The organism is Capilliphycus salinus ALCB114379 (assembly GCF_047276495.1).
Taxonomy (GTDB): domain Bacteria; phylum Cyanobacteriota; class Cyanobacteriia; order Cyanobacteriales; family Microcoleaceae; genus Capilliphycus; species Capilliphycus salinus.
In genome coordinates, this window is record NZ_CP178543.1 from 1962458 (window position 1) to 1988024 (window position 25567).

22 protein-coding genes are annotated in these 25567 nt (G+C 44.1%); 12 read left to right on the plus strand and 10 right to left on the minus strand.

Going from position 1 to position 25567, the window contains the following annotated elements:
• Window positions 1-27 precede the first annotated feature (27 nt).
• From ACL6C3_RS08155 to ACL6C3_RS08175, 5 genes are all read left to right on the plus strand, one after another.
• The gene (locus ACL6C3_RS08155) at window positions 28-2358 is read left to right on the plus strand and encodes a TOMM precursor leader peptide-binding protein (RefSeq protein ID WP_413166662.1); all 2331 of its coding nucleotides are present in this window, start codon (window positions 28-30) and stop codon (window positions 2356-2358) included.
• Window positions 2359-2489: 131 nt separating this feature from the next.
• Window positions 2490-2759 carry a DUF5837 family cyanobactin class RiPP gene (locus ACL6C3_RS08160; RefSeq protein WP_413166663.1) on the plus strand — a complete coding sequence of 90 codons (270 nt, stop codon included), beginning with the start codon at window positions 2490-2492 and terminating at the stop codon, window positions 2757-2759.
• 289 nt (window positions 2760-3048) lie between these two features.
• Window positions 3049-3999, plus strand: coding sequence for a LynF/TruF/PatF family peptide O-prenyltransferase (locus ACL6C3_RS08165; protein ID WP_413166664.1), 951 nt, complete (start codon window positions 3049-3051; stop codon window positions 3997-3999).
• Between the two features lie 315 nt (window positions 4000-4314).
• Window positions 4315-5145 carry a DUF5829 family protein gene (locus tag ACL6C3_RS08170; RefSeq protein ID WP_413166665.1) on the plus strand — a complete coding sequence of 277 codons (831 nt, stop codon included), beginning with the start codon at window positions 4315-4317 and terminating at the stop codon, window positions 5143-5145.
• A 167-nt stretch (window positions 5146-5312) separates the two neighbouring features.
• Window positions 5313-9386, plus strand: a complete 4074-nt coding sequence (locus tag ACL6C3_RS08175; protein ID WP_413166666.1) for a PatA/PatG family cyanobactin maturation protease — start codon at window positions 5313-5315, stop codon at window positions 9384-9386.
• A gap of 62 nt (window positions 9387-9448) precedes the next feature.
• Here the strand turns inward: ACL6C3_RS08175 and ACL6C3_RS08180 are convergent, their stop codons facing one another.
• The 8 genes from ACL6C3_RS08180 to ACL6C3_RS08215 all read right to left on the minus strand — a co-directional run bounded on the left by ACL6C3_RS08180 (window position 9449) and on the right by ACL6C3_RS08215 (window position 15737).
• Window positions 9449-9634 (minus strand): hypothetical protein, encoded by a 186-nt coding sequence (locus ACL6C3_RS08180; RefSeq protein WP_413166667.1) that lies wholly within the window; start codon window positions 9632-9634, stop codon window positions 9449-9451.
• A 10-nt stretch (window positions 9635-9644) separates the two neighbouring features.
• Complete coding sequence (gene hflX, locus ACL6C3_RS08185) at window positions 9645-11327, minus strand: GTPase HflX (protein ID WP_413166668.1); 1683 nt, start codon at window positions 11325-11327, stop codon at window positions 9645-9647.
• A 208-nt stretch (window positions 11328-11535) separates the two neighbouring features.
• The gene (locus ACL6C3_RS08190) at window positions 11536-11841 is read right to left on the minus strand and encodes a hypothetical protein (protein ID WP_413166669.1); all 306 of its coding nucleotides are present in this window, start codon (window positions 11839-11841) and stop codon (window positions 11536-11538) included.
• A gap of 123 nt (window positions 11842-11964) precedes the next feature.
• The gene (locus tag ACL6C3_RS08195; protein ID WP_413166670.1) at window positions 11965-13077 is read right to left on the minus strand and encodes a hypothetical protein; all 1113 of its coding nucleotides are present in this window, start codon (window positions 13075-13077) and stop codon (window positions 11965-11967) included.
• Between the two features lie 67 nt (window positions 13078-13144).
• Window positions 13145-14128 carry a hypothetical protein gene (locus ACL6C3_RS08200; protein ID WP_413166671.1) on the minus strand — a complete coding sequence of 328 codons (984 nt, stop codon included), beginning with the start codon at window positions 14126-14128 and terminating at the stop codon, window positions 13145-13147.
• A gap of 62 nt (window positions 14129-14190) precedes the next feature.
• Window positions 14191-14571 carry a hypothetical protein gene (locus ACL6C3_RS08205; RefSeq protein WP_413166672.1) on the minus strand — a complete coding sequence of 127 codons (381 nt, stop codon included), beginning with the start codon at window positions 14569-14571 and terminating at the stop codon, window positions 14191-14193.
• A gap of 95 nt (window positions 14572-14666) precedes the next feature.
• The gene (locus tag ACL6C3_RS08210) at window positions 14667-15371 is read right to left on the minus strand and encodes a hypothetical protein (RefSeq protein ID WP_413166673.1); all 705 of its coding nucleotides are present in this window, start codon (window positions 15369-15371) and stop codon (window positions 14667-14669) included.
• A 105-nt stretch (window positions 15372-15476) separates the two neighbouring features.
• Window positions 15477-15737 carry a hypothetical protein gene (locus ACL6C3_RS08215; protein WP_413166674.1) on the minus strand — a complete coding sequence of 87 codons (261 nt, stop codon included), beginning with the start codon at window positions 15735-15737 and terminating at the stop codon, window positions 15477-15479.
• A gap of 263 nt (window positions 15738-16000) precedes the next feature.
• Here ACL6C3_RS08215 and ACL6C3_RS08220 point away from each other — a divergent pair, with 263 nt between their 5' ends.
• The 6 genes from ACL6C3_RS08220 to ACL6C3_RS08245 all read left to right on the plus strand — a co-directional run bounded on the left by ACL6C3_RS08220 (window position 16001) and on the right by ACL6C3_RS08245 (window position 21271).
• Window positions 16001-16339, plus strand: coding sequence for a helix-turn-helix domain-containing protein (locus ACL6C3_RS08220; protein ID WP_413166675.1), 339 nt, complete (start codon window positions 16001-16003; stop codon window positions 16337-16339).
• Window positions 16340-17029, plus strand: a complete 690-nt coding sequence (locus ACL6C3_RS08225) for an ImmA/IrrE family metallo-endopeptidase (protein WP_413166676.1) — start codon at window positions 16340-16342, stop codon at window positions 17027-17029.
• Between the two features lie 438 nt (window positions 17030-17467).
• Window positions 17468-18772 (plus strand): NAD(P)/FAD-dependent oxidoreductase, encoded by a 1305-nt coding sequence (locus tag ACL6C3_RS08230; RefSeq protein WP_413166677.1) that lies wholly within the window; start codon window positions 17468-17470, stop codon window positions 18770-18772.
• Window positions 18773-18828: 56 nt separating this feature from the next.
• Entirely contained in the window at window positions 18829-19230 is a 402-nt protein-coding gene (locus ACL6C3_RS08235) for an ester cyclase (RefSeq protein ID WP_413166678.1), read from the plus strand.
• 8 nt (window positions 19231-19238) lie between these two features.
• Complete coding sequence (locus ACL6C3_RS08240) at window positions 19239-19673, plus strand: hypothetical protein (RefSeq protein ID WP_413166679.1); 435 nt, start codon at window positions 19239-19241, stop codon at window positions 19671-19673.
• Between the two features lie 50 nt (window positions 19674-19723).
• Window positions 19724-21271, plus strand: coding sequence for a mercuric reductase (locus ACL6C3_RS08245; protein ID WP_413166680.1), 1548 nt, complete (start codon window positions 19724-19726; stop codon window positions 21269-21271).
• An 18-nt stretch (window positions 21272-21289) separates the two neighbouring features.
• Here ACL6C3_RS08245 and ACL6C3_RS08250 read toward each other — a convergent pair whose 3' ends face one another.
• Together ACL6C3_RS08250 and ACL6C3_RS08255 are read right to left on the minus strand one after the other, a co-directional pair.
• Window positions 21290-22498, minus strand: a complete 1209-nt coding sequence (locus ACL6C3_RS08250; RefSeq protein ID WP_413166681.1) for a NupC/NupG family nucleoside CNT transporter — start codon at window positions 22496-22498, stop codon at window positions 21290-21292.
• 33 nt (window positions 22499-22531) lie between these two features.
• Entirely contained in the window at window positions 22532-23935 is a 1404-nt protein-coding gene (locus ACL6C3_RS08255; protein WP_413166682.1) for an NCS2 family permease, read from the minus strand.
• Between the two features lie 250 nt (window positions 23936-24185).
• Here ACL6C3_RS08255 and guaD point away from each other — a divergent pair, with 250 nt between their 5' ends.
• The gene (gene guaD, locus ACL6C3_RS08260) at window positions 24186-25529 is read left to right on the plus strand and encodes a guanine deaminase (protein ID WP_413166683.1); all 1344 of its coding nucleotides are present in this window, start codon (window positions 24186-24188) and stop codon (window positions 25527-25529) included.
• The last annotated feature ends 38 nt before the right edge of the window (window positions 25530-25567 follow it).

Here is a 25567-nt window from a genome sequence, read left to right on the forward strand (position 1 = left end):
TCCACTTAATCACTGACTGTTCGTTTTATGCAATCCACCCCACTGCTCCAAATTCAACCCCACTTTCATGTCGAGGTGATCGAGCCAAAGCAAGTCTATCTCCTTGGCGAACAGGCTAACTATGCCCTCACCGGACAGCTTTACTGCCAGATTTTGCCCCTCTTGGATGGGCAGTACAGCCGTGAGCAGATTGTCGAAAAGCTGGATGGGGAAGTCCCACCAGAATACATCGACTATGTACTGGAGCGCCTCGCTGAGAAAGGTTATCTGACTGAGGCAGCCCCGGAACTGTCCTCGGAAGTGGCGGCATTTTGGAGCGAGTTAGGGATTGCACCTCCGGTTGCTGCGGAAGCTTTACGGCAGCCTGTAACCCTAACCCCAGTGGGCAACATCAGTGAAGTGACGGTAGCAGCCCTGACAACGGCTCTGCGGGACATTGGTATTTCCGTGCAGACGCCAACGGAAGCAGGTTCTCCAACGGCGCTCAACGTGGTGTTAACCGATGACTATTTGCAGCCCGAACTCGCCAAGATTAATAAACAGGCACTAGAGAGTCAACAAACTTGGCTACTCGTCAAACCTGTAGGCAGTGTGCTGTGGCTGGGGCCTGTGTTTGTTCCGGGCAAGACGGGGTGTTGGGACTGTCTAGCCCATCGGCTACGGGGCAACCGCGAAGTCGAGGCGTCAGTATTGCGGCAAAAACAAGCCCAGCAGCAACGTAATGGTCAGTCCGGTTCTGTAATGGGCTGCTTGCCTACCGCACGGGCAACCCTGCCTTCCACCCTGCAAACGGGGCTACAGTTTGCAGCCACGGAGATTGCCAAGTGCATTGTCAAGCAATACGTCAATGCCACTGCACCGGGAACCGTGTTTTTTCCCACTCTCGATGGCAAAATTATCACCTTCAACCACACAGTTATTGACTTGAAAAGTCATGTTCTCGTCCGGCGACCCCAATGTTCTAGCTGTGGCGATCGCCAGATTTTGCATCGACAAGGCTTTGAACCCGTAAAACTGGTATCGCGGCGTAAACACTTTACCCATGATGGCGGTCATCGTGCCTTTACTCCAGAGCAAACAGTACAGAAATATCAACATCTCGTCAGCCCCATAACTGGGGTAGTGACAGAACTGGTCAGACTGACTGATCCGGCTAATCCTTTGGTGCATACCTACAAGGCAGGTCATGCCTTTGGCAGTGCTACCACTCTGCGGGGTTTACGGAATACTTTGAAATACAAGAGTTCTGGTAAGGGTAAAACTGATATTCAATCCCGTGCCAGTGGTTTATGTGAAGCCATAGAACGCTATTCGGGCATTTTTCAGGGAGATGAACCCCGCAAACGGGCAACTTTGGCGGAACTGGGAGACTTAGCCTTACATCCTGAGTCATTGCTGTACTTTAGCGACAAGCAATATGCCAACCGGGAAGAGTTAAATGCTCAGGGTTCAGCCGCCGCTTATCGTTGGATTCCTCACCGTTTTGATGTTAGTCAAGCGATCGACTGGACACCTGTATGGTCATTGACGGAGCAGAAGCATAAATATGTCCCTACTGCCTTTTGCTACTACGGTTATCCTTTGCCCGAAGAACAGCGCTTCTGTAAAGCCGATTCTAACGGTAATGCTGCGGGTAATACTTTAGAAGAGGCGATCCTGCAAGGATTTCTGGAACTGGTAGAGCGGGACAGTATCGCCATGTGGTGGTACAACCGGATACGCCGTCCTGCCGTAGATCTGAGTACCTTTGATGAACCATATTTTGCCGATTTACAGCAATTCTATCAGCAACAAAATCGTGAGTTATGGGTATTGGATGTCACTGCTGATCTAGGGATTCCAGCCTTTGCAGGGTTTTCTCGGCGCACTGTGGGTACTTCAGAACGGATCTCCATCGGCTTCGGGGCGCACCTTGACCCGACGATTGCGATTCTCCGCGCCTTAACTGAAGTCAGTCAAGTGGGATTAGAGTTGGACAAAGTTCCCGATGATAAGCTTGATGGCGAGTCCAAGGACTGGATGCTGAATGTAACAGTGGAAAATCATCCTTGGTTAGCTCCCGATCCCTCTCAGCCGATGAAAACTGCCAGTGATTACCCAAAACGCTGGAGTGATGATATTTACACCGATGTGATGAATTGTGTCAAAACTGCTCAAACAGCAGGACTGGAAGTGATGGTATTAGACCAAACGCGACCGGACATCGGCTTGAATGTGGTCAAGGTGATTATACCAGGAATGCGAACTTTTTGGACGCGGTTTGGATCGGGACGGCTCTATGACATACCCGTAAAGCTGGGATGGCTCGATGCGCCACTAGCTGAAGAGGAATTGAACCATACCAACATCCCATTTTAAGTTTTTTAAAGTTTAGGGGCGACAGATTTCTCTACATATCCTTGCCCCACCAAGCTTCTTCCCAAAGAAGAAGGGGACTGACCCACCCCTAACGGGTTAACAAAGCAAACAACAAGATGAGGATTACTCCAATGGATAAGAAAAACATTCTGCCTCAACAAGGCAAGCCTGTGTTCCGTACCACCACCGGTAAACTCCCCAGCTACTTAGCTGAACTCTCTGAGGAAGCTCTCGGTGGTAATGGTCTTGAAGCATCTTTCACTGCTTGTGCGACAATGTGTGCTTTCGATGGTGCAGAAGCATCTTTTACTGCTTGTGCGACAATGTGTGCTTTCGATGGTGCAGAAGCATCTGCCACTATTTGTGCGACAATGTGTGCTTTCGATGATGCGGAAGCATAAAAAGATATAGCCTAGCTCACTTTAATGGCACGACAGTTAACCTCCTGTTGCCATCGCAGTGATTTTATAGGCTGTAAGTTGTTGACGAGGTTATAGATTTTAATTTGCAGTCAAAACTTTACTATATCCTGAGTTTTGTGCAATTTTAAAATCTACCTCGTCTTCGTTCTTTTTGGTTGTTAAGTCCTTAGACTGACGACCAGGCAATCCATACTCTTGGTTAGAGTACCTAACTCTAACTAAGAGTAGCGACGAAAATGATAGTGATGCGATTTAACTTACTAAGATAATGACCCTAACTTTTATGCTTCAAGAAAATCATCTCAAAGATCGCCGTGTTCAGTTTATCCAAACTCATCAACAGGCTTTTGATGTTGAGCCAACGTTTATTCTTTCGCTCTTTGAAGAGGCAGTACTTGGAATAGAAGGTACTTGTGGTGTTGAACCCATGTGTCATGTTGAAGCTGACCAGTTGTTTGCAGTTGATTTTCAAGTTTCTAATGAAGAACACACATGGCCGAGAAGCTGGACTGATGCTGTAAAGTTTTTGGATAAAGTTGAAAGTCAAATAGGTGTTAGACTCAATCGTGACTTGCTGGAGAAGTTTGTAGCGGTACACATTGGCTCGCATAAGATAGTAAACAACACGATAGGAATTGACCTACGGCCGAGACATGAGGATTCTTGCATAAAGATATATATGCATATTGAATTTGAAGAATATCCTGAAGAATTAGTGAGGACAGCGATAGAACTTGATGGTGGTAGCTATTCATCCGATTTGCTACAAGTATTACTCAAAAGTACTATTGTAATTGGGTTTAATATGTTTTTGAATGGCTATAGCAATGTTGAGTTATGGCCGGCTGCTCTGGGAGATAAATATAAGAGCCATATATTAAATCGAGGCAAATATTTAAAAGATTATATTCAAAAAAAATTCTCACCAAAAGTCAATTCTATCTTAAAAAAATCGACTCTCTTGGCAGTCAGTTTTTCTAAAGCAAAGAATGTAGAGCCACTGCTGATATTTCATTCTGATGATATTAAAGACATAAGAAAATATTTCTCATTCAACAGTTTAGGTGATAGGATATACAGCTTTTGTCTTAGTCAAGATTGCATCACTTCTGGGGGTGTGGTTTTAACAGAGTCAGAACTAGAAAAAAATCGACTGGAAAACTTCAGTATTTTTTATAATGAACGCGATCAATGTCGTCAAGATTTGCCCTCTCTTTAAAGCATCAACGAATAATTTATATTGCGTAATATGGATAACCAAATCTAGCTTAACCGAATAGCTTAACAACATCAGGTAAATATTTTGAGTATTGCGCCCCTCTACATAGCTGAGTAAAACGAGCATACCAACCAGAACATAATAAATCTCTCCTTCAGTTAGCGTGCTAAACAATCGTTCAACAGTCTGAAAAAAATCATAACCTTCTGAGATTACACCACCCCAAATTTTAACATCAAATAAGATTCCATTTCTGATAATTTCACAGATCCCCCTCTCCCCGTCTCCACTTTAATTATAATGATTGAAAATAACATGATATCAGGCTCAAAAAGTAAGACTCTGGGAATAGAATTTAACCATTTATATGTTACCCTCGACCCAGAAACCCTAGATTCAATTGCCAAATCAGAGTTTATTAAGCAAGAATTCTGCTCCATGTCCAGAGATACTGTAAAAACTGATGCAGAAAGCTGGACGGGAATTTATCTCAGGGGAAAACATTCCTATCTAGAGCTTTTTCCTCCCGGCGGTGCTGAAGGGTTAAGAGAAGGTTTTTCTGGTATTGGTTTTAATAGTCAACAATCAGGAGAGATTGATATTGTACAGGAAAAGCTTAGACCCTTATTAGGAGCTAAAGAAATACTTTCAGATTTGCAAGTTCGTCAAACCGAAGATGGAAAAGTTCCCTGGTTTCATTATTTGTCCATCAACCCAGTAGAGAGAGAAGCCTTTGCTTCTTGGTTGATGGAATTTCATCAGGATTATTTAAAGTATAAAAACATCAAACTTACCAGTGATGGTTGCTTTAACCGTGCTGCTTATCTAAAAAGCCTTGATACTTCCGAAACCTGTTTATTTGATGACATATCAGAAGTTCATCTGGAATTGACTTTATCGGAACAGGAGGAGTTGGCATTACTCCTTCAAGCTTTTGGCTATGAATCATCTAGCGTAGGAGATATTACTATTTATCATTCTCAGGGTTTTATTGTACAAGTCTGCCAGAAATTTGCTCCCCGTTATCGAATTCGCAAGGTTGTTTGCACTCTCAAAGAGCAATTACAGCAGGAAAAAACCTTTACTTTTGGTAAAAATGCACAGTTAAATGTGGGTAACTCGTTAGCAATTTGGGAGTTTGGATAGCCGATCTCTATACAGAATGGTGATGGGTTACGGCGCGGAATCAAAACTTATTGGTTTTTCCCCAAAATCATCCCCGCGCCTAACCCATCCTACAAGTTATAAGATTTTATTATAACTTTTTTTCAATTTCCCACCTATCTAATTATTGTTTACCATTATCAATCAATATGAACAATTGCCCTTTTGCTATTTCCCTTAACCCTGCTGTCCAAGTCACCAGCACTAAAGACGGTTATACCCTGCACGGAGCCGAATCTGAGCCAAATACTTGGCTAACCCTTGCCACAACGCCCGGAATAGGTATGGCTCTTGATAGTCTCAAGGCAGGCAACACCACCCCTGAATCACTCGTGCAAGGGTTAGCCGAACTCGAGGGTCAGGCTGCCGGGGAACAGTTTGGGCAGATGCTACAACAATTGGATGAGCGAGGTTGGTTGAGTTATGCTGTATTGCCCCTAGCAGTGGTGATTCCGATGGTGGATTCCGCCGAGTTGAATCTCACCGAACCCTACTGGACACAAACCCGCCTCAGCCTTTCCCGTTTTGCCTATCAGCATCCCTACGAAGGCACAATGGTACTGGAGTCCCCCCTGTCGAAGTTTCGGGTCAAGCTCCTCGACTGGCGAGCCAGTGCGATCTTAGCTCAACTGGCCCAGCCCCAAACTTTAGGATCACTGACGCCACCGCCGTACTTGGGAGCAGAAACCGCCTATCAGTTTCTCAACCTGCTGTGGGCAGCAGGGTTTCTGACGGCTGACCCCGAACCCCCCTCGCTTCAGCTTTGGGACTTCCATAACCTGCTGTTCCATAGTCGCAGTCGCTTAGGTCGCCATGACTACCCAGTCAAAGATATTGACATTGAGCAGTGGTCAGATTTCCCGGTAGTGAAACCGCCCATGAGCGATCAGATTGTGCCGCTGCCACGTCCGAACTTGGGAGCCTTGATGTGTAATGATGCGACGCTTACAGAAGCGATCGAAGCCCGAAAATCGGTTCGAGAATATGACGATAACCATCCGATATCGATCAAGGAACTGGGTGAACTACTGTATCGCACTGCTCGTGTTAAGGAATTAGCTGGCGTAGAAGAGTGGCTAGGCAAGAATTGGCCAGAAGAACTAGGTTTGAGAGCAGATTTTGACTTTGGCGAGTTGAGCCGTCGCCCCTATCCCGGTGGTGGGGCAATGTATGAATTAGAAATTTATCCAGTGGTACGGCTTTGTCAAGGCTTGCACCAAGGAGTGTATCACTACGACCCTCTGAATCACCATCTAGAACAGATTGTTGAATCGAAGGATGACGACATTTTTGCTCTGGTTGGTTATGACATTTCTCGGATGGGTTTTAACCCACAAGTGCTATTGGTGATTACGGCACGGTTTGGTCGGCTATTTCGTAACTATCGCTCTGTGGGCTATGCGCTGGTGCTTAAGCACGTTGGGGTGCTACAACAAAACTTTTATTTGGTGGCAACCAATATGGGTCTGGCTCCCTGTGGGCAGCCGAGTGCGGATAGCGATGCTTTTGGTCTGGTGGCGGGTCTAGACTATGTGGAAGAGTCGGCTGTCGGAGAATTTGCCATTGGTTCGTTGCCTAACAGCAATGTTGAAGCAAGTGGGCTGGAGTCGATGGAGGTGGATGGCTCAGAAGAACCTGCTGAAGCAACTGTCTCAGCCAGTGAGACCGAATTGGCTGGAGTTGAGGCTGAAAGTGAGTTTGGTGCTGACTTTTCACATGATGTAGAAAAATCAACGCTAGACCTAACCCCCCAACCCCCCCTACAAGGAGGGATGGCAGAGGACGAAGCCTTTTATTCAGGGAAGGAGGAGAATTCAAAGCCTCTCTCCTTGCAGGAGAGAGGTTTGGAGAGAGGTTTTCCAGATCCCGTGAAAAGTCAGGAGTTTAGTGAAGCTGAGTCAGTTGGGTTAGTGGCAGAAAATCCACAGACTGATGTAGGCGAAAGTCCTGAGAATACCTCGGTGCAAATTGAGGACATGGCTCCTTCAGATGCGAGCGTTGGGACTCCAGATTCATCGGGTGTCGCTGAAGGAGAAAAATCAGCAGGGGTTTCAGCCAGTGAAGTTGAGAGTTCTGCAACCCAACTATCGATCGCACTCCATCCCCACGACCTGGACGATCGCATTCCCGGACTGGCTGAACTTCACAACCAAACATTAGGCGATCCTCGGATCACGATTGTAATTCTAGATGGCAACCCAGACCACACATTATCCTGTTTTGCCGGAGCCAACGTTTCTAAGGTGTTTCCCTACTGGCATGAACCAGCCGATCCAATCAGCCCAGAAGATTACGCCACCTTTCAAGCCATCCGAGACCAGGGGCTAAAGGGCAAAGCGAAACAAGAGGCACTTGAAAGTGCTATACCCGACACCATAAATCGTGTTGAACTCAATGACCATGCTTGTCATGTCACCAGTACCATCGTGGGTCAAGAACATAGTCCTGTTTTTGGCCTGGCTCCTAACTGTCGGGTAATTAATATGCCCCAGGATGCTCTAGTACGAGGGAACTATGACGATGTGGTGTCTCCCCTTAATATGGCTCGTGCCTTTGAGTTAGCCTTAGAGTTGGGTGCAAATATTATCCACTGCGCTTTTTGTCGCCCAACCCAAACCGGTGAAGGGGAAGAAATCCTAGTTAAAGCGATTAAAAAATGTATTGACAACAATATTTTGATCGTCTCGCCGACGGGGAACAATTTAGGCGAATGCTGGTGTCTGCCTGCTGTGCTGCCGGGAACTTTGGCAGTGGGAGCCGCAAAAGTTGATGGTACGCCCTGCCACTTTAGTAACTGGGGCGGCAATAATGCAGAAGAGGGTATCCTTGCTCCGGGTGAAGATATTCTCGGAGCGCAACCTTGCACGGAAAAACCTGTGCGCCTAACCGGAACCAGTATGGCGGCTCCGGTGATGACGGGTATTTCCGCGCTGTTAATGAGTTTGCAAGTGCAACAGGGCAAAACTGTTGATGCTGAAGCCGTCCGAACCGCACTGCTGAATACTGCTATTCCCTGTGACCCAAACGTTGTAGAAGAACCAGAACGCTGTCTACGCGGCTTTGTGAATATCCCTGGGGCGATGAAGGTGCTGTTTGGACAACCTTCTGTTACCATTTCCTTTGCGGGCGACCAAGTGACCCGCACCGAATCGGCCGGTTATGCCCTACCTACCCCGACAGCGATATCAGCCAGTTCAGCCCCTAGTCCGACTGTTGAGGCGGCGATCGCAGAAAATTCCGTTACCGACTCGGCGATCGCAGGACAAACCGCTACACCCAGCCCAGCAGCAGAAACCCCTGGTGTTGCTGAGTTGTCTAGTTCCGATCCGAGTACCGTTGAAGCAAGTACCGCTTTCTCTGGGAATGTTTATGCTCTGGGAACCTTGAGCTACGACTTTGGCGATGAAACCCGTGTTGATACTTTCAAAGAACGGATGGCTCCCGCCGAAGTCAACGGCATCATGGTGCCGCCAGACCCCTACGATCCCCGTCAGATGGTTGAACACCTGGATCGCAACCCAGACGAAAGCCGTTCGTTGATCTGGACGTTGAGCTTGGATGGAGACACCATCTATGTCCTAGAACCAACAGGACCGTTTTCAACGGAAATCTACGAGATATTTCTGCTGATGTTGGCGGGTCAACTGGAACCAGAAAGCAGTGATGAATTTGTAGAACGAATTAGCATCCCCGCCCGACAAACTAACCGCACAGTTGAACTATTCTCTGGTCAGGTGGTGCCAGTCGTGAAAGTCCATGACCTCCGAGGAATGTACGGCTGGAAAGTGAATACCCTGGTCAACGCGGCGATGGCGGCGATCTCTCGTCAGGTGGACGAAGCCCAAGCACCCCTCGTCCAACAAGCTTTGACAGCGTTCCTCAACCGAGTCTACAACGATCTCCGCAATGTGGGTCAGACTTCCCGCGATCGCGCCCTCAACTTCGCCGCCACCAACATCTTCCAAGCGGCTTCGGTCTTTGCCAAAGCGATCGCTGATCGCCGTCAACTCGACACCATTAAAGTCGAAAAAAGCCCCTTCTGTCGCATCAACAGTGACTGTTGGGATGTCAAGCTTGAGTTTTTCGACCCGGAAAGTAGTCGTCGGGGGCGCAAGGTTTTCCGCTTTACCCTTGATGTGGTGCTTCAGATGCCAGTAACTTTAGGTGAGGTGAAAAGCTGGTCATTGCCCCCTCGCTCACAGAAAAGTCACTGGCAAGCTTGACCTAGAAAAAGCGGAATACAAGCCCTGTTATGTGCAGACGGTTATCTCAAATTGATGCACATTTAGAAAGGTTGGGTAAATAGACCAGCGCGAAGCGCTTTAATTACCATGCAAAATCCCGTTCCCAACTCAATTCCTGCCGTCGCGACCTGAAGAGAAACCAGCCAATTTTTTTGTTTAAGATTAAGTTTAAAATTGGCTGATTTTTGCTGATTTTCCTCGGGTTTTGTTGTTGTCGATTGACCCATAATCAACGGGTTAACTCATCGTTGAAACATAATGAACAAGCTGACCAATTCGTTGACGTAAAGTTTCCAAACCCAAAGCATTAGAAGCCGAAATAAATGCCGCTTGGGGATATTCTTCTTGGGCAAATCTTAACCTTTCCCCATCCACTTGATCGATTTTATTAAAAGCCAATAAAGCAGGCCCGGGTGTGACGGGCATTGACATCAAAATTTGCATCACCGATTCAATTTGACTTTGCCAAGCCGGATGAGATAAATCTACCACATGAACCAGCGCATCGGCATCGCTAACTTCCTCTAAAGTCGCCCGAAACGCATCAATTAATGCGGGGGGTAATTCATGGATAAATCCCACCGTATCGGTTAAAACGACAGTTTGAGGTTCATCGGTGATCGCATTGGGAATCATCAAGCGGCGACTGGTGGGATCGAGGGTCGCAAACAGTTGATCGGCCGCATAAATTTCCGAACTCGTGAGAACATTGAGTAAGGTAGACTTTCCGGCGTTGGTATAGCCCACGATCGCGATCGTCGGAACTTCTTGCTGGCGACGCTGACGCAGACGAGAGCGATGGGCTTGCAGTTGATTGACCTCTTGTTGCAAGCGGGCGATGCGGCGTTGAATGGACCGCCGTTCGGTTTCCAGTTTGGTTTCCCCCGGACCTCTCGTCCCGATACCGCCCCCGAGTCGAGACATGGCTTGACCTCGCCCGGTCAGACGAGGTAAACTGTACTCAAGTTGTGCGAGTTCAACTTGCAATTTTCCGGCGCGAGATTGGGCGCGTTGGGCGAAAATATCGAGGATCACTTCAGTGCGATCGACGACTCGAACCCCGATTTTCATTTCCAAATTGCGAACTTGAGCCGGAGATAAATCCCGATCAAAAACAATTAAATTCGCACCCACCGTTTGGGCGGTGAGGGCAATTTCTTGAACTTTTCCTTCGCCGACAACCGTTTGAGGGTGGGGGCGCGATCGCTTTTGACGTAAGGTTTCTAACACCCGACCCCCGGCGGTATCCACCAGTCGCACCAATTCCGCCAAGCCGTCTTCAAAGCGTTGGGGGCTGATGTCTTCGGTTTTCACACCCACCAACAGCACTTTATCGCCATCGGACTCAACGGTTTGGGCGATAAACTCCCGTTGCAATTCGGCTTCGAGGTTATCCACCAAATCGATAAAATCCTGTTTGGAAAGCATATCCAAACTTTGCGGCGGAGACAGATAGTAGGGAATGGGCGCTAAAGGCGTGGCGATGTTACCGTTGTTGTCTTCGGCGTTGTCTTCGGCGCTGTTCGGGAGCAAATGGGCGAGATAGGTTTGTTCGATGTATCCGGTTCCTCCCCCGCCTCGGCGTTCAAATCCGCTTCCTGTCAGCGTCAGGACGACCAGGACATCCAACCGTTGAATCGCCATCGCGGTGATTGTCGATTCTTTGGGGGGTTCCGATTTAACTTGAGTCGCAATGCAGCGAATCCCACTCAAACGTCCTCCCCCGTAACGGGGTAATTCTAAGGGAGGGATTTGGGTTTGACGGGGTGTTCCGACTCCCACCCGAATCACTTGTCCCCGACGGTTGAGGTAAGCGCAGACGGGTTGACCGATTTCTGTACTGCTTGCGGCTAGGCGTTGAGCAAACTCTGGGGTGGTAATGCGATCAACGGGTATGCGCTGATGGTAAAGTCGCTGCAATCCCTTGAGTTGACTCGGTTTTAGCCCTTGCAGGTTTCCGTAGATTGTCTCGATAGGCCCTCCTAACCAGTTTTCTGGTGTTCTAAATAATAACTGAGAATGTTTAGATTATGATAATAACATTTTCTTCAAAATGGTGTAGATTCTGCTGAGTTTCTGGATGTGGGTTTGAGTCGGAGTTCTTTGTTTGTTCTATTTTTCCCGACTTCTAACTCAGCAAACTTCTAATTTTCTTTAATAAGAATAATCGCTGTTCTTCGGTAAGGGTTTGGGAGTCTTCGGTTTGAGATGTGTTTAAATGTTCCCGCACGGCTTGATAAACCGGGGGATTGACATCACAAAAATCGACGATGGCCGAAGCTAAAAAATCACTTTGCTCCGCTTCGGGGATGTATTCTAGGCGATCAACCGCTGTGTCTAATAGGGTTAAATCTTGTTTAACTTCTGGGGTAAACAGTTCGGGCTGATTGTTGAGAACTTGAATAAAAGAAGCTGTAATTTGTTCGGGTTTCATGGGCTGTAGGTTCGGGCGGATAGTCTGGGTTAATTATAGATCAAAGCCCGTGTTTTGTAAACCAAAAAATCCCGAATTCTTCAAGAAATCGGGATGAGAATCTAGGTTAATTTGGATTAAGTCTTATTTGCCTTTTTGTTGATTTTTAGCCTGTTCTAAAGCAAGTTCTTTCATGGCTTGGAACGAACTGGCGTTGGAGGTTCCTTCGATAGCTTTTACCGCCAAATCTTGAACTTGTTTGAGGGCGGAGTCGAGTTGTTTGGATAAACTTTGAATCCGGTTTTCTTGATTTTGAATAGTTTCCGAGAGGGATTTAATTCGCAGTTCAAAGAATTGTTTTTGTCCTTCAACTTCTTTGGCGAACAAGTCGGCTTTAATTTTGGCTTGATAGTTGCCAATATTTCGCCCGGATTCTTTACCCCGTTTAATATTTTCTTCTAACTTCTGGGAGAATTCTTCAACTTTGGCTTTCACTTCGGCGTATTCTTTCTCTTTCTCAGCAATGGCTTTTTCTCGTTCTTCCCATTGTTTTTCCCGTTCCTGTTGCAATTCCTCCAACTGTTTGTACAAGGTTTGCTGAGTTTGTTCGTATTCTTCGGTATCTAAATCCCGTTGAAGTTGTAAATTATAGTGATAGGATTCTTGATCTCGTTCTCGGGTTTTCTTGTAATCTTCCTTGCGCTCTTGAATCGTTTTCTGATGTTGGCTTTGTTCTTTTTGCCAAGCGTTTTGTTGTTCTTGAATTTGCTGTTCTAAGGTTTCTTGCTGTTGAGTCAGTTCTTCGGTAAACGTCTTAGAATTTTCTTCGTAGCGTTGAACTAAAACATCTAAGGTGTTATCGCCGACTTCTTCTAAACTGTGTAAATCTTTCAGTTGTTCTAACTCTAGCTCTACATTTTTTTGAAGTTCTTGTAGTTGGGTTGCTTCGCGGGTTAACTGTTCCGATAATTCGCTAACTGCACCGCCAAAACCCGCTTGTAACAGAGTTAAATTTTCCAGAACTTGCTGCATTTTCGCTTTTTTAGACGAGGAAAAACTTAAGGGTTTTACTTCAGTTGCAACGGTTCCATTTTGACCGTTACCGTTACCATTACTGTTACCATTACCGTTACCATTACCGTTACCGTTACTCGACTGTTTAACTTGAGATTGCAGAGAAGAATTTTCTTTTTTCAACTCTTGATAAGCTTCTAAAATCTCGGCTTTTGTATTGCGATCGCTAACTCGTTTAGCCATTGTTTTCTCCTTTTAGTTTGGGGTTAATTTGACTTGGTTTTATTCGATTTAATTAATTTTGCGGCGATTATTTTTGAATCGAAGAACTTGCAAACGCTCGCATCGCCAAATCTTGTGCTTGCTTCATTGTGGCTTGTAACTGAGCGGATAAATCGGCAATTTGTTCGTTTTGACGTTGAATCGTTTGTTCTAAAGAAGCGACTTGTAATTCATAACCCTGTTTGTTTGATTCCCACTCTTTCTCGAATAAATCGGCTTTAACTTTTGCTTCTCGGTTTGCATCTTGAATCGCATCTTCTTTTGCTTTGACATAAGCTTTCTTCAGTTGTTCTTCAAAGCCTTCGACTTGATTTTTATTTTCCTCAAATTCCGCTTTATTTTTCTCTAAAATTCCTTCTCGTTCCGACCAATTTTTCTCTTTGTCTTGAGCCGTGTTCGCAAACTCCCGTTCTAACTTGCGGCGAGTTTCTTCATATTCATCTTGTTCGATTTTGCGATTTTTTTCAAGTTCATAGTTATAATTTTCTTCTTCTTGCTGACGACTTTTCGTCTGTTCTTCCTGCTGCTGTTGAACGTTGGCTTCAAACTCCTGCTGTTCTTTTTCCCAAGCTTTGCGTTTGGCGATTTTATCTTTATCTAACGCTTCCTGGCGCCGGGTTGCATTTTGATTGAGTAAATTCAGTTTTTCTTGATGTTCTTGGCTTAACAAATACAGCGCATCCGCGACTACGCGAATTTTTTGTAACTCTTGAAGTTGTTGAGTTTCGATTTCAATGGCTCGTTTGAGTTCATCGAGTTTAGAGGATTCTGTTTTCAGTTGTTCGGAAATTTCAACGATAGTATTGCCAAAATCAAGCTGTAAATCAGCCAAAGTTTTAACAATGCTATCAACGGTGTAGGTAGAAGCTTTTTCTAGCAGTTCTTTTCCTTTTTCTTTTTCGGCTTCTTCTTCTTTGGTGGCGATTTTAGAATCAACTTTTTTGCGCTGTTCTAGAATTTGCTGAAATTTGCCGATGATTTGAGTTTTGCTGTTTTGAATTGTAGATTCCATGATTGACTTGACCTCAAATTGTGAACAAAAACTCGGTGAGAACGGAGAAGGTTTATCCTATTTTAAGCCTTCATCCGAGCCTGACGCTTGCGTAATTTTGCGATAATTTCTTGATGATCGGATACCGAACTTGAGCGTTCTTCCGTATTTTCACGCAAGATTGTATTCAAAATCCGTTGACAGCGATCGCAGCGATTTCCGGGCCAACAATAACAACTATTTACCAAATCTTTCAACATCGATTTTAGCCGCTGATTTTCTTCTAAAACCGCTTCATAATTGCGTTGAACAGATCGAACAACTCCCCGCATATGTTCAAAGTCTGCACACAAACTTTCTAAGTCGTCAAGGCTATTTTCTCGAAGGCGGCGGTTGAGTTCCTGTTGATTGATAACCGGAGAATCGGGCTGAGTTTGTTGGATTAACTTCAGAAAATTTTTCATTTTTTTAAGGTTTCTCCCTCCGAACAAAGCGTTAGATTTAAAGAAAGGAGGAACAAGAAAAATAACTCGATCCTCCATTCCTACGAATTCAGAGGTTAAGAAACATTAGCCGGAACTTTTTCCGATGCGGGGGGAAGTGCATTTTCCCGGGATGAATCTAAAGAAAGTTCGTCGGTTTCATTTCCCGAACCGTGAGATGAAATCAAATAGGCAATGTCGCGGGGGGATAAATTATCCAAACAAATCATCGCCTTTGTGCCTTCTAAATCAATCATCCGAGACAAATTACTTTCATCGGCGAGGACTGCTGCGGCTTGTTCGACAACAGACCAGTCTTTTCGTTCCTCCCAAGACCATTTTAAGCTATAATAATTAATGGGTTTCAGCGTTCCATTTTCATCGGGTTTTTGCCCGGAATGTTTGGCGAATTCGGGAACAAAAATTCCGGTGGCGGGTTCGACTCCTCGCGCTTGAATGGAGGCAACTAAACGGTTAAAATCATTCAAGGTGCGGCTTTTGATATAAGTCACCATAACCACGCCCTGAGGGAGATCGCCGGATTCGGCAACGAACCAAATTTGACCCCACAATGTATTTTGAGTTTGACCTAAACTTCCAAAAAATTTGCTAAATTTTAGAATGGTCATCGAACATTTGGAGCCATATTCTTCATCGCCGATTGTCCATTTTCCCGACTGACAGTTATTGCGAACGGCGATGGGCATTTCCGGTACAAGGATGGCTTCTTTGTGTTTAGCACCAAAAACAGAAAAGTTAAACTTTTCACCAACTTTTGACATTTTTCTCTTCCTTTTTTGCGCTTTTTAGTTTACGATTGTTGATGTAGAGTGAAAGGTTTTGAGTCGATGGATGAATTTTCTCTCTCAAAAAAAATGAACGTTGAACTATCGAATCAAATGGCTTTGGGTTTTCGGTTCCGGATAGGAATATAAAGTTTGTTGTTGAGCTTTAATGATTCGTAAAGTCGCAACCAGATTTTCCAGCATTTCGGTATGAGCAGGAGTAAAATGGATGCTAAAGCCTTCACCATCTCGGGCATATCCGGGGCAAACCAGAGACGCCGAACCCTGTTCTTCGTGAGTGGCAATATACATCCAATCTTCGTCATCCAATTTGTAGTGCGTATCCGTCCAAGTTCTGAGCATTAGAGATTCATCCTCCTGTCAATTTTCAAACCTTAGAGGTTTGTGGTTTTAATGATTCTTCACACCCTTTAATCCCAATAGGGGTAAACCTTATCTAGACTGCCGTTAAAATTGATTTAAGTTTCAACCCCAGACGAGGATTGAGAGCGATGTTGAATCTTTTATCAACTATGCCAATGTTAACAGGCGTTGATTCACTCGTCAAGTCTTAAGTTGAAATTTTCATCAAACTGGCATATGATCGAGCATAGGAGGGAAATATCGTGGAACAAACATTTGGAAAGCTAATCCGTCAGGCCCGCAAGGACAAGGGGTACTCCCAACGACAGCTTGCGGCGCTACTCAGCGTTGATTTTACTTACCTGTCGAAGCTGGAGAATGACCGTGCTGACTACCCGCCCAAAGAAGATGTGATTCGGGGATTGGCGCGAAATCTCGGCATAGACGAGGAGGAATTAATCTTTTTAGCGGGTCGAATTCCGCAGCATTACGAGAGTTTTCTCAAGCAAAATCCCAAGGAAATAACCGCTTTATTCCGTCGGTTGCAGGAGAATCCGACCTTTGCTAAAAAGATTTTTGATGCCGCTCAGGAGAGTGAATAAGTGAGTATTTTGAAGCCATACCGTTTTTATCCAAAAGAATCGATTGAACGGCGGGCGCATGATATTCTCACTCGAATGCAAACTCAGTCTAATTTTGCTCCCCAGTGGCCGTTTGAATCGTCTTTGGTGGCGGATTTTCTCGATTTAGGAGTCGTTTGGGATGAAATTCCGGCCGACGAAGAAGGAGAAATTGCCGCCCGTATTCTCCCCACTGAACGAACCATTGAAATTAACGAAAAAATACTCGAAAAACCTCAGGGGTTTATTGAGTCTACCATCGCCCATGAAATTGGTCATTGGGTTTTACACATCAATCAAGATGAAGTCGATGGTGAGGTTAAACAATTGGAATTGCAGTTAGGAGAATACGGCACAAAACCCACAAATTCCGATGAACCTTTTGTATGTCGGGGTTCGGCTTACGACTCCAAAATAGCCTCTATTGAATGGCAAGCTCAATATTTTGCGAGTTGTTTGTTGATGCCCCAACATATTTTAGAAGAAAAAAAACTTGGGCTAGACCTAACAAAATGGTCGGATTTATATCAACTTCGCGACCGGTTGGGCGTGACGATTTCTAATCTTACCAATCGCTTGCAAGATTTGGGCTGGATTACTATTCCTAAAGGGACTCGAAAAATTTATCGAGGTCAAGGGATAACAGAAAATCAGCAGCGTTTGTTTGGATAGTTCAATAATGTGGGAAATAAAAAGCCCGGTTTCTCTTAGAAACTGGGCTTTTGAGCTTGGAGTTTGAGGGCTAAAGCACAACAACAAACAATGATATAAATCTCTATCTGGAGAGAGAGGAAAAGTTACCGGAGATCACTCAAAAGAGAGTCGAGTAAAAAAGTCGAGATATTCCTAAAGTTAGAAATCAAGAGAATAGACTTAAAAACTCAGAATCTTTGTTTTACAATGGGATTGAAATTGAATACTTTCAGCTATAGCTTATTATGAAGCAGTCAGGGTGCATTTTCTGATTCTCGAAAAATTTATTTTCTAACGCCAGCACTTTGTCTTGAGTTTATTCGAGATTAAAGTGCAATTTTATCAACCAATGCTTGTCAACAAAATCAACAGTTAATCCCGAGTTGATTTTATTGTAACAGATTTCACAAAAAACCGATGACAATTAATTCTAACTCTAATCTTAAAACTAGCGAACATTATACGACGGCAATTGTTGGGGCCGGCTTTACCGGTTTGTTTACCGCCTTGCATTTGTGCCATCATCATTATTCGCGACCGACTATTTTAATTGACCCCAAAGAACGTTTTGTTTTTAAACCTTTACTCTATGAAGTTTTTAGCGGGGAAATGGAAATGGATCAAGTTTTACCCCGTTACGAAGAACTATTAGACTGTAGCAATATCACCTATATTCAAGGAAGCGTAGAAGAAATTGACCTGCAAAGACGCGAACTCAAACTCTCCTCGGGTTTGGGTTATTCCTATGAAAATTTAGTCTTGGGTTTGGGGAGTGTTGCCAGTTATTTCGGAATAGAAGGAGCCAAAGAAAACAGCTTTGCTTTTCGGGATGGTGAGGATGCAATTCGTTTAAGAAATCACCTCAGACAACAGTTGCAACTCGCGACACAAACCGAAGATGAAACAACGCGAAATCAGCTTTTAACTGTGGCGGTTGTCGGCGCCGGACCGTCAGGAATTGAAATCGCCAGCACGTTAGCAGACTGGCTACCCCAATGGTATCGGGAATTGGGGGGAAATCCTTCCGAAGTGCGGGTAATTATTCTCGATATGGTGTCGGAAATTCTCACCGGTGATATTAACAGTCAACTGCGAGAAAAAGTTAAAAAAGCCTTAAAAAAGCGAGTGGTTCCCGTAGAGGTTCAACTGGAAGCCAAAGTTAGCAGAGTTTCCCCCGACTCTTTGGAATATCAACAAAATAATGAACTGCAAAAATTACTAACAAAAACGGTAATTTGGACGGCGGGAAATGCGGTTAATCCCTTGATGAAAAAATTGCAAATTTCCTCAGAAGAACGGGATAAACAAAGCCGTTTGCGCGTCACCCCAAGCTTACAATTGCGAGAGTTTCCGGAGGTGTTTGTTGGGGGAGATAGTGCAGTTTTAGATCGGGGTTTACCCCCAACGGCTCAAGTGGCTTATCAACAGGGGATTTCTATTGCTAATAATATCATTGCTTTGGCCGAAAATGATCTGCTTGAACCGAGCCAAATTCACCTCAGAGGTACGTTAATGAAGTTGGGACTCGAAGCCGCAGCCGTCAATTTATTTGAGCGGTTTGTAGTGGAAGGTAAACCCGCTCATTTAATTCGTCAGGGAACCTATTTGGAACTTTTACCCACTCCGGTTCATAATTTTAAAGCTACTGTAGATTGGATAACGGATGAGATTTTTAATGACCACGCTCCCCCCAGTCCATCTAAACAGAAAGTTTCCGGTTAATTGGAAAAATAAAGCCTAAACTTTGAGTTTTATACTGTAATTTTAAGGAGAATAAAATGACATCGATGGTAGAATTAGAACGGTTGAGTTCAAAAGTTGTGAGCGAGGCGATTGTTCGGCGTTTTTGGAACCGAGTTTGGAATGCCGGTCAATTGGAAATTCTCAAGGACTTGGTTGCCGAAAATTGTACGTTTTATTGCGGGGGTAATCCGATAGAAAGCCGAGCCAATTTGATTGAATGGATTAAACAGTTTCGAGAAAAAATTGATGATTTCAAGTTTATTACAGAGGATTTATTTGCTTACAATCAAAAAGTTGTAACTCGCTGGCGAATTCAGGGTTTTAATAACGGATTTTGTGATAACTATTCGAGCGGAGAACCCATTGAACTAACGGGAATTACGATTTTTAAGTTGGAAGGAAATCAAATCAAAAAAGGATGGATTGAAAAAAGTTAAATTTAACGATGATGGAATCAATCAAAAAAAATAAAGAATTACTCAGAGTAATTTTAGCGGGGAGTCTCGCCACTGTCGGAATTTTACATTTTGCAGTTGACGAACCTTTTATTAAAATTGTACCCGAATTTCTGCCGGCACCTGCGGCGTTAGTTTATATTAGCGGTTTTTTTGAAATCCTGGGAGCAATTGGATTGTTAATTCCTCCCGTTTCTCAAGCCGCCGCTTGGGGAATCTTGGCGTTATTTATTGCCGTTTTTCCTGCTAATATTAATATGGCAGTTAATAACATTCATCTCGATGGGGTTCCGGATGGGGCTTGGTTTCAGGCGATACGGCTTCCTCTTCAAGCGGTTTTAATTGCTTGGGCTTATTGGTATACTAAATTTGATGATAATCCCAAACAAGCTTCTATTATTCCCGGTTTACCCCGCACGGAATAGTTACAAACGAGCCGAATCAAAACTCTTATATCTGGTAAATTTAAGCAAGAATGACTCAGTTTGAGACTCAGCCGGTTATCATTTCCCCGATGGATGAATTCAATCAAACTTTGATTGAAAATTTGCATCCTCCCCGGTGGAAAAACCCCCAACCGGCACGGCGTTATAATTTAGTTGTGATTGGGGGCGGAACCGCCGGATTAGTAACAGCAGCCGGCGCAGGTTTATTAGGGGGAAAAGTTGCGTTAATTGAACAACATTTGTTGGGGGGAGACTGTACAAATGTCGGTTGTGTTCCTTCAAAAGCGTTAATTCGTTCCAGTCGAATTGCAGCCGCAGTCGGTATCGCTTCCGAGTACGGAATTTCCGTTCCTGATGAGGTCAAAGCTGATTTTTCTGTCGTCATGGAACAAATGCGAAAAGTGCGATCGCAAATTAGTTCTAACGATTCTGCGGCGAGATTTCAAGAAGAATTTGGAGTGGATATTTTTCTCGGAAAAGCTCATTTTTCCAGTGCAAATACAATCGAGGTGGGCGGACAAAAACTGAAGTTCAAAAAAGCCGTTATTGCTACGGGTTCTCGTCCGATTATCCCGCCAATTGAAGGTTTAGAAACGGCCGCATATATTACCAATGAAAATGTATTTTCTTTAACCGAACTTCCCGAACGTCTGGCTGTAATTGGCGGCGGTTATATTGGGTGCGAACTGGCTCAAACTTTTCAACGTTTGGGTTCAAAAGTAGTATTATTGCAAAGGGGAGATCAACTGCTTAAACGTTCCGATCCGGAAGTTTCGGATATCATTCAAGATGTATTTGCACGGGAAGGAATCTATACGGTTTTAAATGCGGATATCAAGCGGATAGACTCTGAAAATGGGCAGAAAACGGTTTATTATGATGTGTTGGGAATTGAAGAAAAATCCACCGTTGATGAGATTATTGTCGCGACCGGAAGACAGCCGAATATTGCGGGTTTAAACTTGGAAGCGGTTGGGGTAAAATCCGACTCGAAAAAAGGAATTATTATTAACGATTACTTGCAAACAACCAACCCCAATATTTATGCAGTTGGCGATGTTTGTATGGAATCAAAATTTACTCATGCGGCGGACGCTGCGGCGAGAATTGTCGTTCAAAATGCTTTGTTTTCTGTGTTTGGAATTGGACGAAAAAAACTCAGCAGTTTGATTATTCCCTCTTGTGCTTATACCGATCCGGAAGTCGCTCAAGTGGGGATAACGGAAGCAGAAATTATGGAAAAACCCGAAAAAGTGAAAACGTTTTATGTGGCATTAAGTGATGTAGATCGCGCTTGTATCGACCGACAAACGGACGGGTTTGCTAAAGTTCACGTTCGTCACGGCACCGATAAAATATTGGGCGCGACAATTGTATCCGCTCACGCCGGAGAAATGATTAATCAAATCACTTTGGCAATGGTGGCTAATGTGGGATTAAGAACAATTGCTAATACAATTTATCCCTATCCCACCCAAGCGGAAGTGATTCGGAAAGCGGCGGATGAGTACAATTTTACTTGGTTAAAAGGATGGGTGAAAAAGTTAGCTGCAATGTGGTTAAGTTGGCGACGCTAACAATTCCCACCAAGATAATTATAACAAAAATCCTGCCGTTGCCGCAACAATTAAATTGGTTAAAACACCGCCAATCATCGCTCGAATTCCTAACTCAGCAAGTTCGCTGCGACGTTGGGGCGCTATCCCGCTTAACGCCCCAATTTGAATCCCAATTGAACCAATATTAGCAAAGCTACAAAGGGCAAATGTAGCAATTCTAATCGAACGTTCGGAAAGGGTATTATTTTTAATCAATTCGGCTAAATCTACATAGGCAATAAACTCATTTAAGATAATTTTTTTGCCAATTAATGCCGCAACTTGACTAACATCACCCCAAGAAACACCCGTGAGTAACGCGATGGGATACAACAGCCAACCCAAGATTAAATCAAAAGAAAGTTGAGGATAGCCAAACAATCCCCCAAACCAACTTAAAACCGCATTTAAAAAGGCAATTAATGCCAAAAAAGCAATGATCACCGCAGCAATATTAACCGCTAATTTTGCGCCTTCGATGGCACCACCCGCCGCCGCATCGACAACATTTGTCGCCGTTTTTTCGACGTTTAATTCTAACTTTCCTGCGGTTTCCGGTTTCTCGGTTTCCGGGTAGAGTAATTTAGAAATTCCTAACGCACAGGGCGCCGCCATTACCGAAGCCGAAATTAAGTCTCTCGCGGAAATTCCAAAAGACACATAAGCCGCCAAAACTCCCCCCGCAACCGTCGCAAAACCTCCCGTCATTACGGTGTTTAATTCCGATTTGGTCATGGTGTTGATAAAGGGTTTAACCAAAAGCGGCGCTTCCGTCATTCCCACAAACACATTCGCCGCATTAGAAAGCGATTCCGCCCCGGATGTTTTTGTCGTTTTTAACATCACCCAGGCGACGGCTTTAACGATTTGTTGGAGGATATTTAGATAGTACAAAACGGAGACAAAAGACGAGAAAAAGATAATAGTTGGTAAAACCTTAAACGCAAAAAAATGTTCTTCGTAGTTTTCCCCAAAAACAAATTTAGCCCCCTCAACGGTAAAGTCTAAAAACTTGGTGACAACCGCACCAATAGCATCAAAAATTAAATAAGTACCGGGAATTTTGAGGATAATTACAGCCACAATAAATTGTAAGGCAATTCCCCAAAGAACGGGCCGCCAGTTAACAGCTTGGCGGTTGGCAGAGATGCTGTAGCCAATCCCCACAAACACAAAAATACCCAATAACGAGATGAAATTTTCCACTTAATTAACGCTCCGAATATCAGTTGAAAAACATTAACCAAAACGCACCGTCATAAACACAAACCGCAGCACAAAAACACCCGCTAAAATCCAAGTGGCGGGGGAAACTTCCCGGCTTTTTCCTTGAAAGGCTTTTAACAGGGGATAGCTAATAAAGCCAATCGATAATCCTTCGGCAATGGAGAAGGTTAACGGGATGGTAAACAGCGTTAAAAATGCCGGAATTGCTTCGGTTAAATCCTGCCAATTAATTTGGGCAATATTGGACAGCATCAAGACGCCAACAATTACTAATGTGGGCGTAGTTGCATAGGCGGGAATGGCTTGTAAAAGCGGAATAAATAGAATAGATAACCCCAATAAAATCGCCGTAATTACGGAGGTAAAACCCGTGCGTCCGCCTTCGGATACACCCGCCGCAGATTCAATATAAGTCGTCACGCTGGATGTTCCTAAAATCGCCCCCGATGTTGTTGCAATTGCATCCGCCATTAACGCTTGATTTGCCCGAGGAAGTTCGCCATTTTCATCAATATAACCCGCTTTCATAGCAACACCCGTAAGCGTGCCAACGGTGTCAAATAAATCAACAAATAAAAATACAAATGTCACCGCTACAAAATCCAAAAAATTATTAGCATTTAGATTAACAAGTCCTAAAAATGCCTCTCCGAATAATTCTTTGGGAAAAGGCGGAATTTGAAAAAGTCCTTGAGGCGGCGGAGTTACGCCCAAAATCCAGCCTAAAATTGCGGTGGCTAAAATTCCCCACAATAAAGCGCCTTTGATGCGACGAACCATGAAAGCAGACGTGATAAAAATTCCCGCAATTGCCACTAAAGTTTGCGGTTCTTTTAAACTCCCAAAGGCGGTTTTGGTGACTTCATTCGCCACAATAATTCCCGCACCTCCGGCGTCAAGATTACTCCCCAAACCAATATAAGCAATAAACAAACCAATTCCCGCAGCCGTCGCACTTTTTAACGACATGGGAATAGCGGTAATAATTTGGCGGCGAATATTGCTGAGGGTTAATCCGATAAAAATTAATCCCTCAATTAAAACCGAACTTAACGCTAATTTCCAGTCAATTCCTAACCTTAAAACCACCGTGTAAGCAAAAAAAGCGTTGAGTCCCATTCCCGGCGCTTGGGCAAAGGGATAGTTGGCTAATAACGCCATTATTAACGTACCAATTGCCGCAGAAATTCCCGTCGCAACGACTAATTGAGGAAATAAATCGCCGGATTGATTAATATAGATTGCATCTGATAAAATAATCGGATTAACCGCTAAAATATAAGCCATTGTCATAAACGTGGTGACTCCGGCTAAGGTTTCGGTGCGAAAGTTCGTGTTAAATTTTTCAAAGTGAAAATAACGGGCGATCGCATTTTCTCTGCCCCGGTTCGGTGGGGGATAATCGTCGGAACTCATTTCAACTCACTCCTAAAATAGATGGGGATATTTGGCTATCATATCAAAGCTTAATCTATTTTCTGAATCCCTCACAACAGATTTATAAAACTCAATATCCGACTCGTCAGTTCATCAATAAAATGATATACTAGAAAATCTATAGAATCCTTAAAAAGAGTAACCCGGCAAAAGAAACGCTGGCAGGGAGATTAATCTAAACTCAGTTTAGGGTTGAATCTTACCAAAATTAACTTCACTTAAAAATACAATGATAAATCAAACAATTCTTAAAGCCTTTCGGAGTGCATTTTTAGACTTTGTTGGCGATCCGTTTTATCAGACAGCCGAAGAAAGTGTCCGCTATATTCCCGATGGGTTAATGATTGTCGAAAATGGAAAAATTAAAGCATTCGGCAGTTACGAACATCTACAGCCTCAATATCCCAACCTCGAACCTATCAGCTATCCCGAGAAATTAATCGTACCGGGATTGATTGATTTACACATTCATTATCCGCAAACCGAAATGATCGCTTCCGATAGCAATCAACTTTTAGACTGGTTAGAAAAATACACCTTTTTAACCGAATCCAAATTTAAAGATCCCGAATATTGCCGACAAATTGCCGAATTTTTCCTCGACGAACTCCTGGGAAATGGCACCACAACCGCAGTCGTTTTGGCGGCGGTTTTTCCTCAGTCTGTAGATGCTTTTTTTGAAGCAGCAAACGCCCGAAACTTGCGAATGATTGCGGGTAAAGTAATGATGGATCGTCAGGCGCCGGAATATTTACTCGATACCGCCAAATCTTCCTATGAAGACAGTCAACAATTGATAGAAAAATGGCACAAAAAAGACCGCCTTCTCTACGCCGTGACTCCCCGGTTTGCGATTACTTCCACACCCGATCAATTGCAATTTGCGGGGAAACTTCTGGAAGAATACCCGGATGTTTATCTACACACTCACCTGTCTGAAAATCTGAATGAAATTAAATTTGTCGCCGAACTTTTTCCAGACAGTTTAGACTATTTACAGGTTTATGAACGCTTTGGTTTGGTCGGTAAACGCTCTATTTTTGCTCACGGAATACATCTTTCAGACTCCGAGTTTCAACGGTTATCAGAACATGATTCTACCATCGCCTTTTGTCCGACTTCTAACCTCTTTTTAGGAAGCGGACTTTTTAAACTCCATCAAGCCAAATCTAGAGAATATCCCGTTGGGGTGGGTTTAGCAACCGATGTGGGGGGAGGAACCAGTTTTTCTCTGCTGCAAACGGCGGGAGAAGCCTACAAAGTCACCCATTTACAAGGACAGAATTTATCGGGGTTTCAAGCTTTATTTTTGGCAACCTTGGGTGCTGCAAACGCTTTATCTTTGGACGATAAAATTGGCAACTTTGAACCCGGAAAAGAGGCGGATTTTGTGGTGTTTGACGGACAAGCGACCCCCGTTTTAAATTTGAGAAATCGAGGAAAAATCCCCCCGAAAACCCTAGAAGAACTGGCGGATTTTCTGCTGACGCTCATCATGTTGGGAGATGACAGAGCCGCATCAGAAACTTATATTTTAGGAGAGCGTCTAGGGCGAAAACATCAAAATTATTAATTATAATTATTTGCGAGGGTTTGAGGTCTAACTTAACT

Bases quoted from the DNA above. Each gene is read 5' to 3' on its own strand.
- ACL6C3_RS08165 (WP_413166664.1), top strand. From the start codon at position 3,049: ATGACCCTAACTTTTATGCTTCAAGAAAATCATCTCAAAGATCGCCGT.
- ACL6C3_RS08190 (WP_413166669.1), bottom strand. From the start codon at position 11,841: ATGAAACCCGAACAAATTACAGCTTCTTTTATTCAAGTTCTCAACAAT.
- ACL6C3_RS08205 (WP_413166672.1), bottom strand. From the start codon at position 14,571: ATGAAAAATTTTCTGAAGTTAATCCAACAAACTCAGCCCGATTCTCCG.
- guaD (WP_413166683.1), top strand. From the start codon at position 24,186: ATGATAAATCAAACAATTCTTAAAGCCTTTCGGAGTGCATTTTTAGAC.
- ACL6C3_RS08240 (WP_413166679.1), top strand. From the start codon at position 19,239: ATGATGGAATCAATCAAAAAAAATAAAGAATTACTCAGAGTAATTTTA.
- ACL6C3_RS08230 (WP_413166677.1), top strand. From the start codon at position 17,468: ATGACAATTAATTCTAACTCTAATCTTAAAACTAGCGAACATTATACG.
- ACL6C3_RS08235 (WP_413166678.1), top strand. From the start codon at position 18,829: ATGACATCGATGGTAGAATTAGAACGGTTGAGTTCAAAAGTTGTGAGC.
- ACL6C3_RS08170 (WP_413166665.1), top strand. From the start codon at position 4,315: ATGATATCAGGCTCAAAAAGTAAGACTCTGGGAATAGAATTTAACCAT.
- ACL6C3_RS08210 (WP_413166673.1), bottom strand. From the start codon at position 15,371: ATGTCAAAAGTTGGTGAAAAGTTTAACTTTTCTGTTTTTGGTGCTAAA.
- ACL6C3_RS08215 (WP_413166674.1), bottom strand. From the start codon at position 15,737: ATGCTCAGAACTTGGACGGATACGCACTACAAATTGGATGACGAAGAT.
- ACL6C3_RS08175 (WP_413166666.1), top strand. From the start codon at position 5,313: ATGAACAATTGCCCTTTTGCTATTTCCCTTAACCCTGCTGTCCAAGTC.
- ACL6C3_RS08255 (WP_413166682.1), bottom strand. From the start codon at position 23,935: ATGAGTTCCGACGATTATCCCCCACCGAACCGGGGCAGAGAAAATGCG.
- ACL6C3_RS08180 (WP_413166667.1), bottom strand. From the start codon at position 9,634: ATGGGTCAATCGACAACAACAAAACCCGAGGAAAATCAGCAAAAATCA.
- ACL6C3_RS08200 (WP_413166671.1), bottom strand. From the start codon at position 14,128: ATGGAATCTACAATTCAAAACAGCAAAACTCAAATCATCGGCAAATTT.
- ACL6C3_RS08245 (WP_413166680.1), top strand. From the start codon at position 19,724: ATGACTCAGTTTGAGACTCAGCCGGTTATCATTTCCCCGATGGATGAA.
- ACL6C3_RS08160 (WP_413166663.1), top strand. From the start codon at position 2,490: ATGGATAAGAAAAACATTCTGCCTCAACAAGGCAAGCCTGTGTTCCGT.
- ACL6C3_RS08155 (WP_413166662.1), top strand. From the start codon at position 28: ATGCAATCCACCCCACTGCTCCAAATTCAACCCCACTTTCATGTCGAG.
- ACL6C3_RS08195 (WP_413166670.1), bottom strand. From the start codon at position 13,077: ATGGCTAAACGAGTTAGCGATCGCAATACAAAAGCCGAGATTTTAGAA.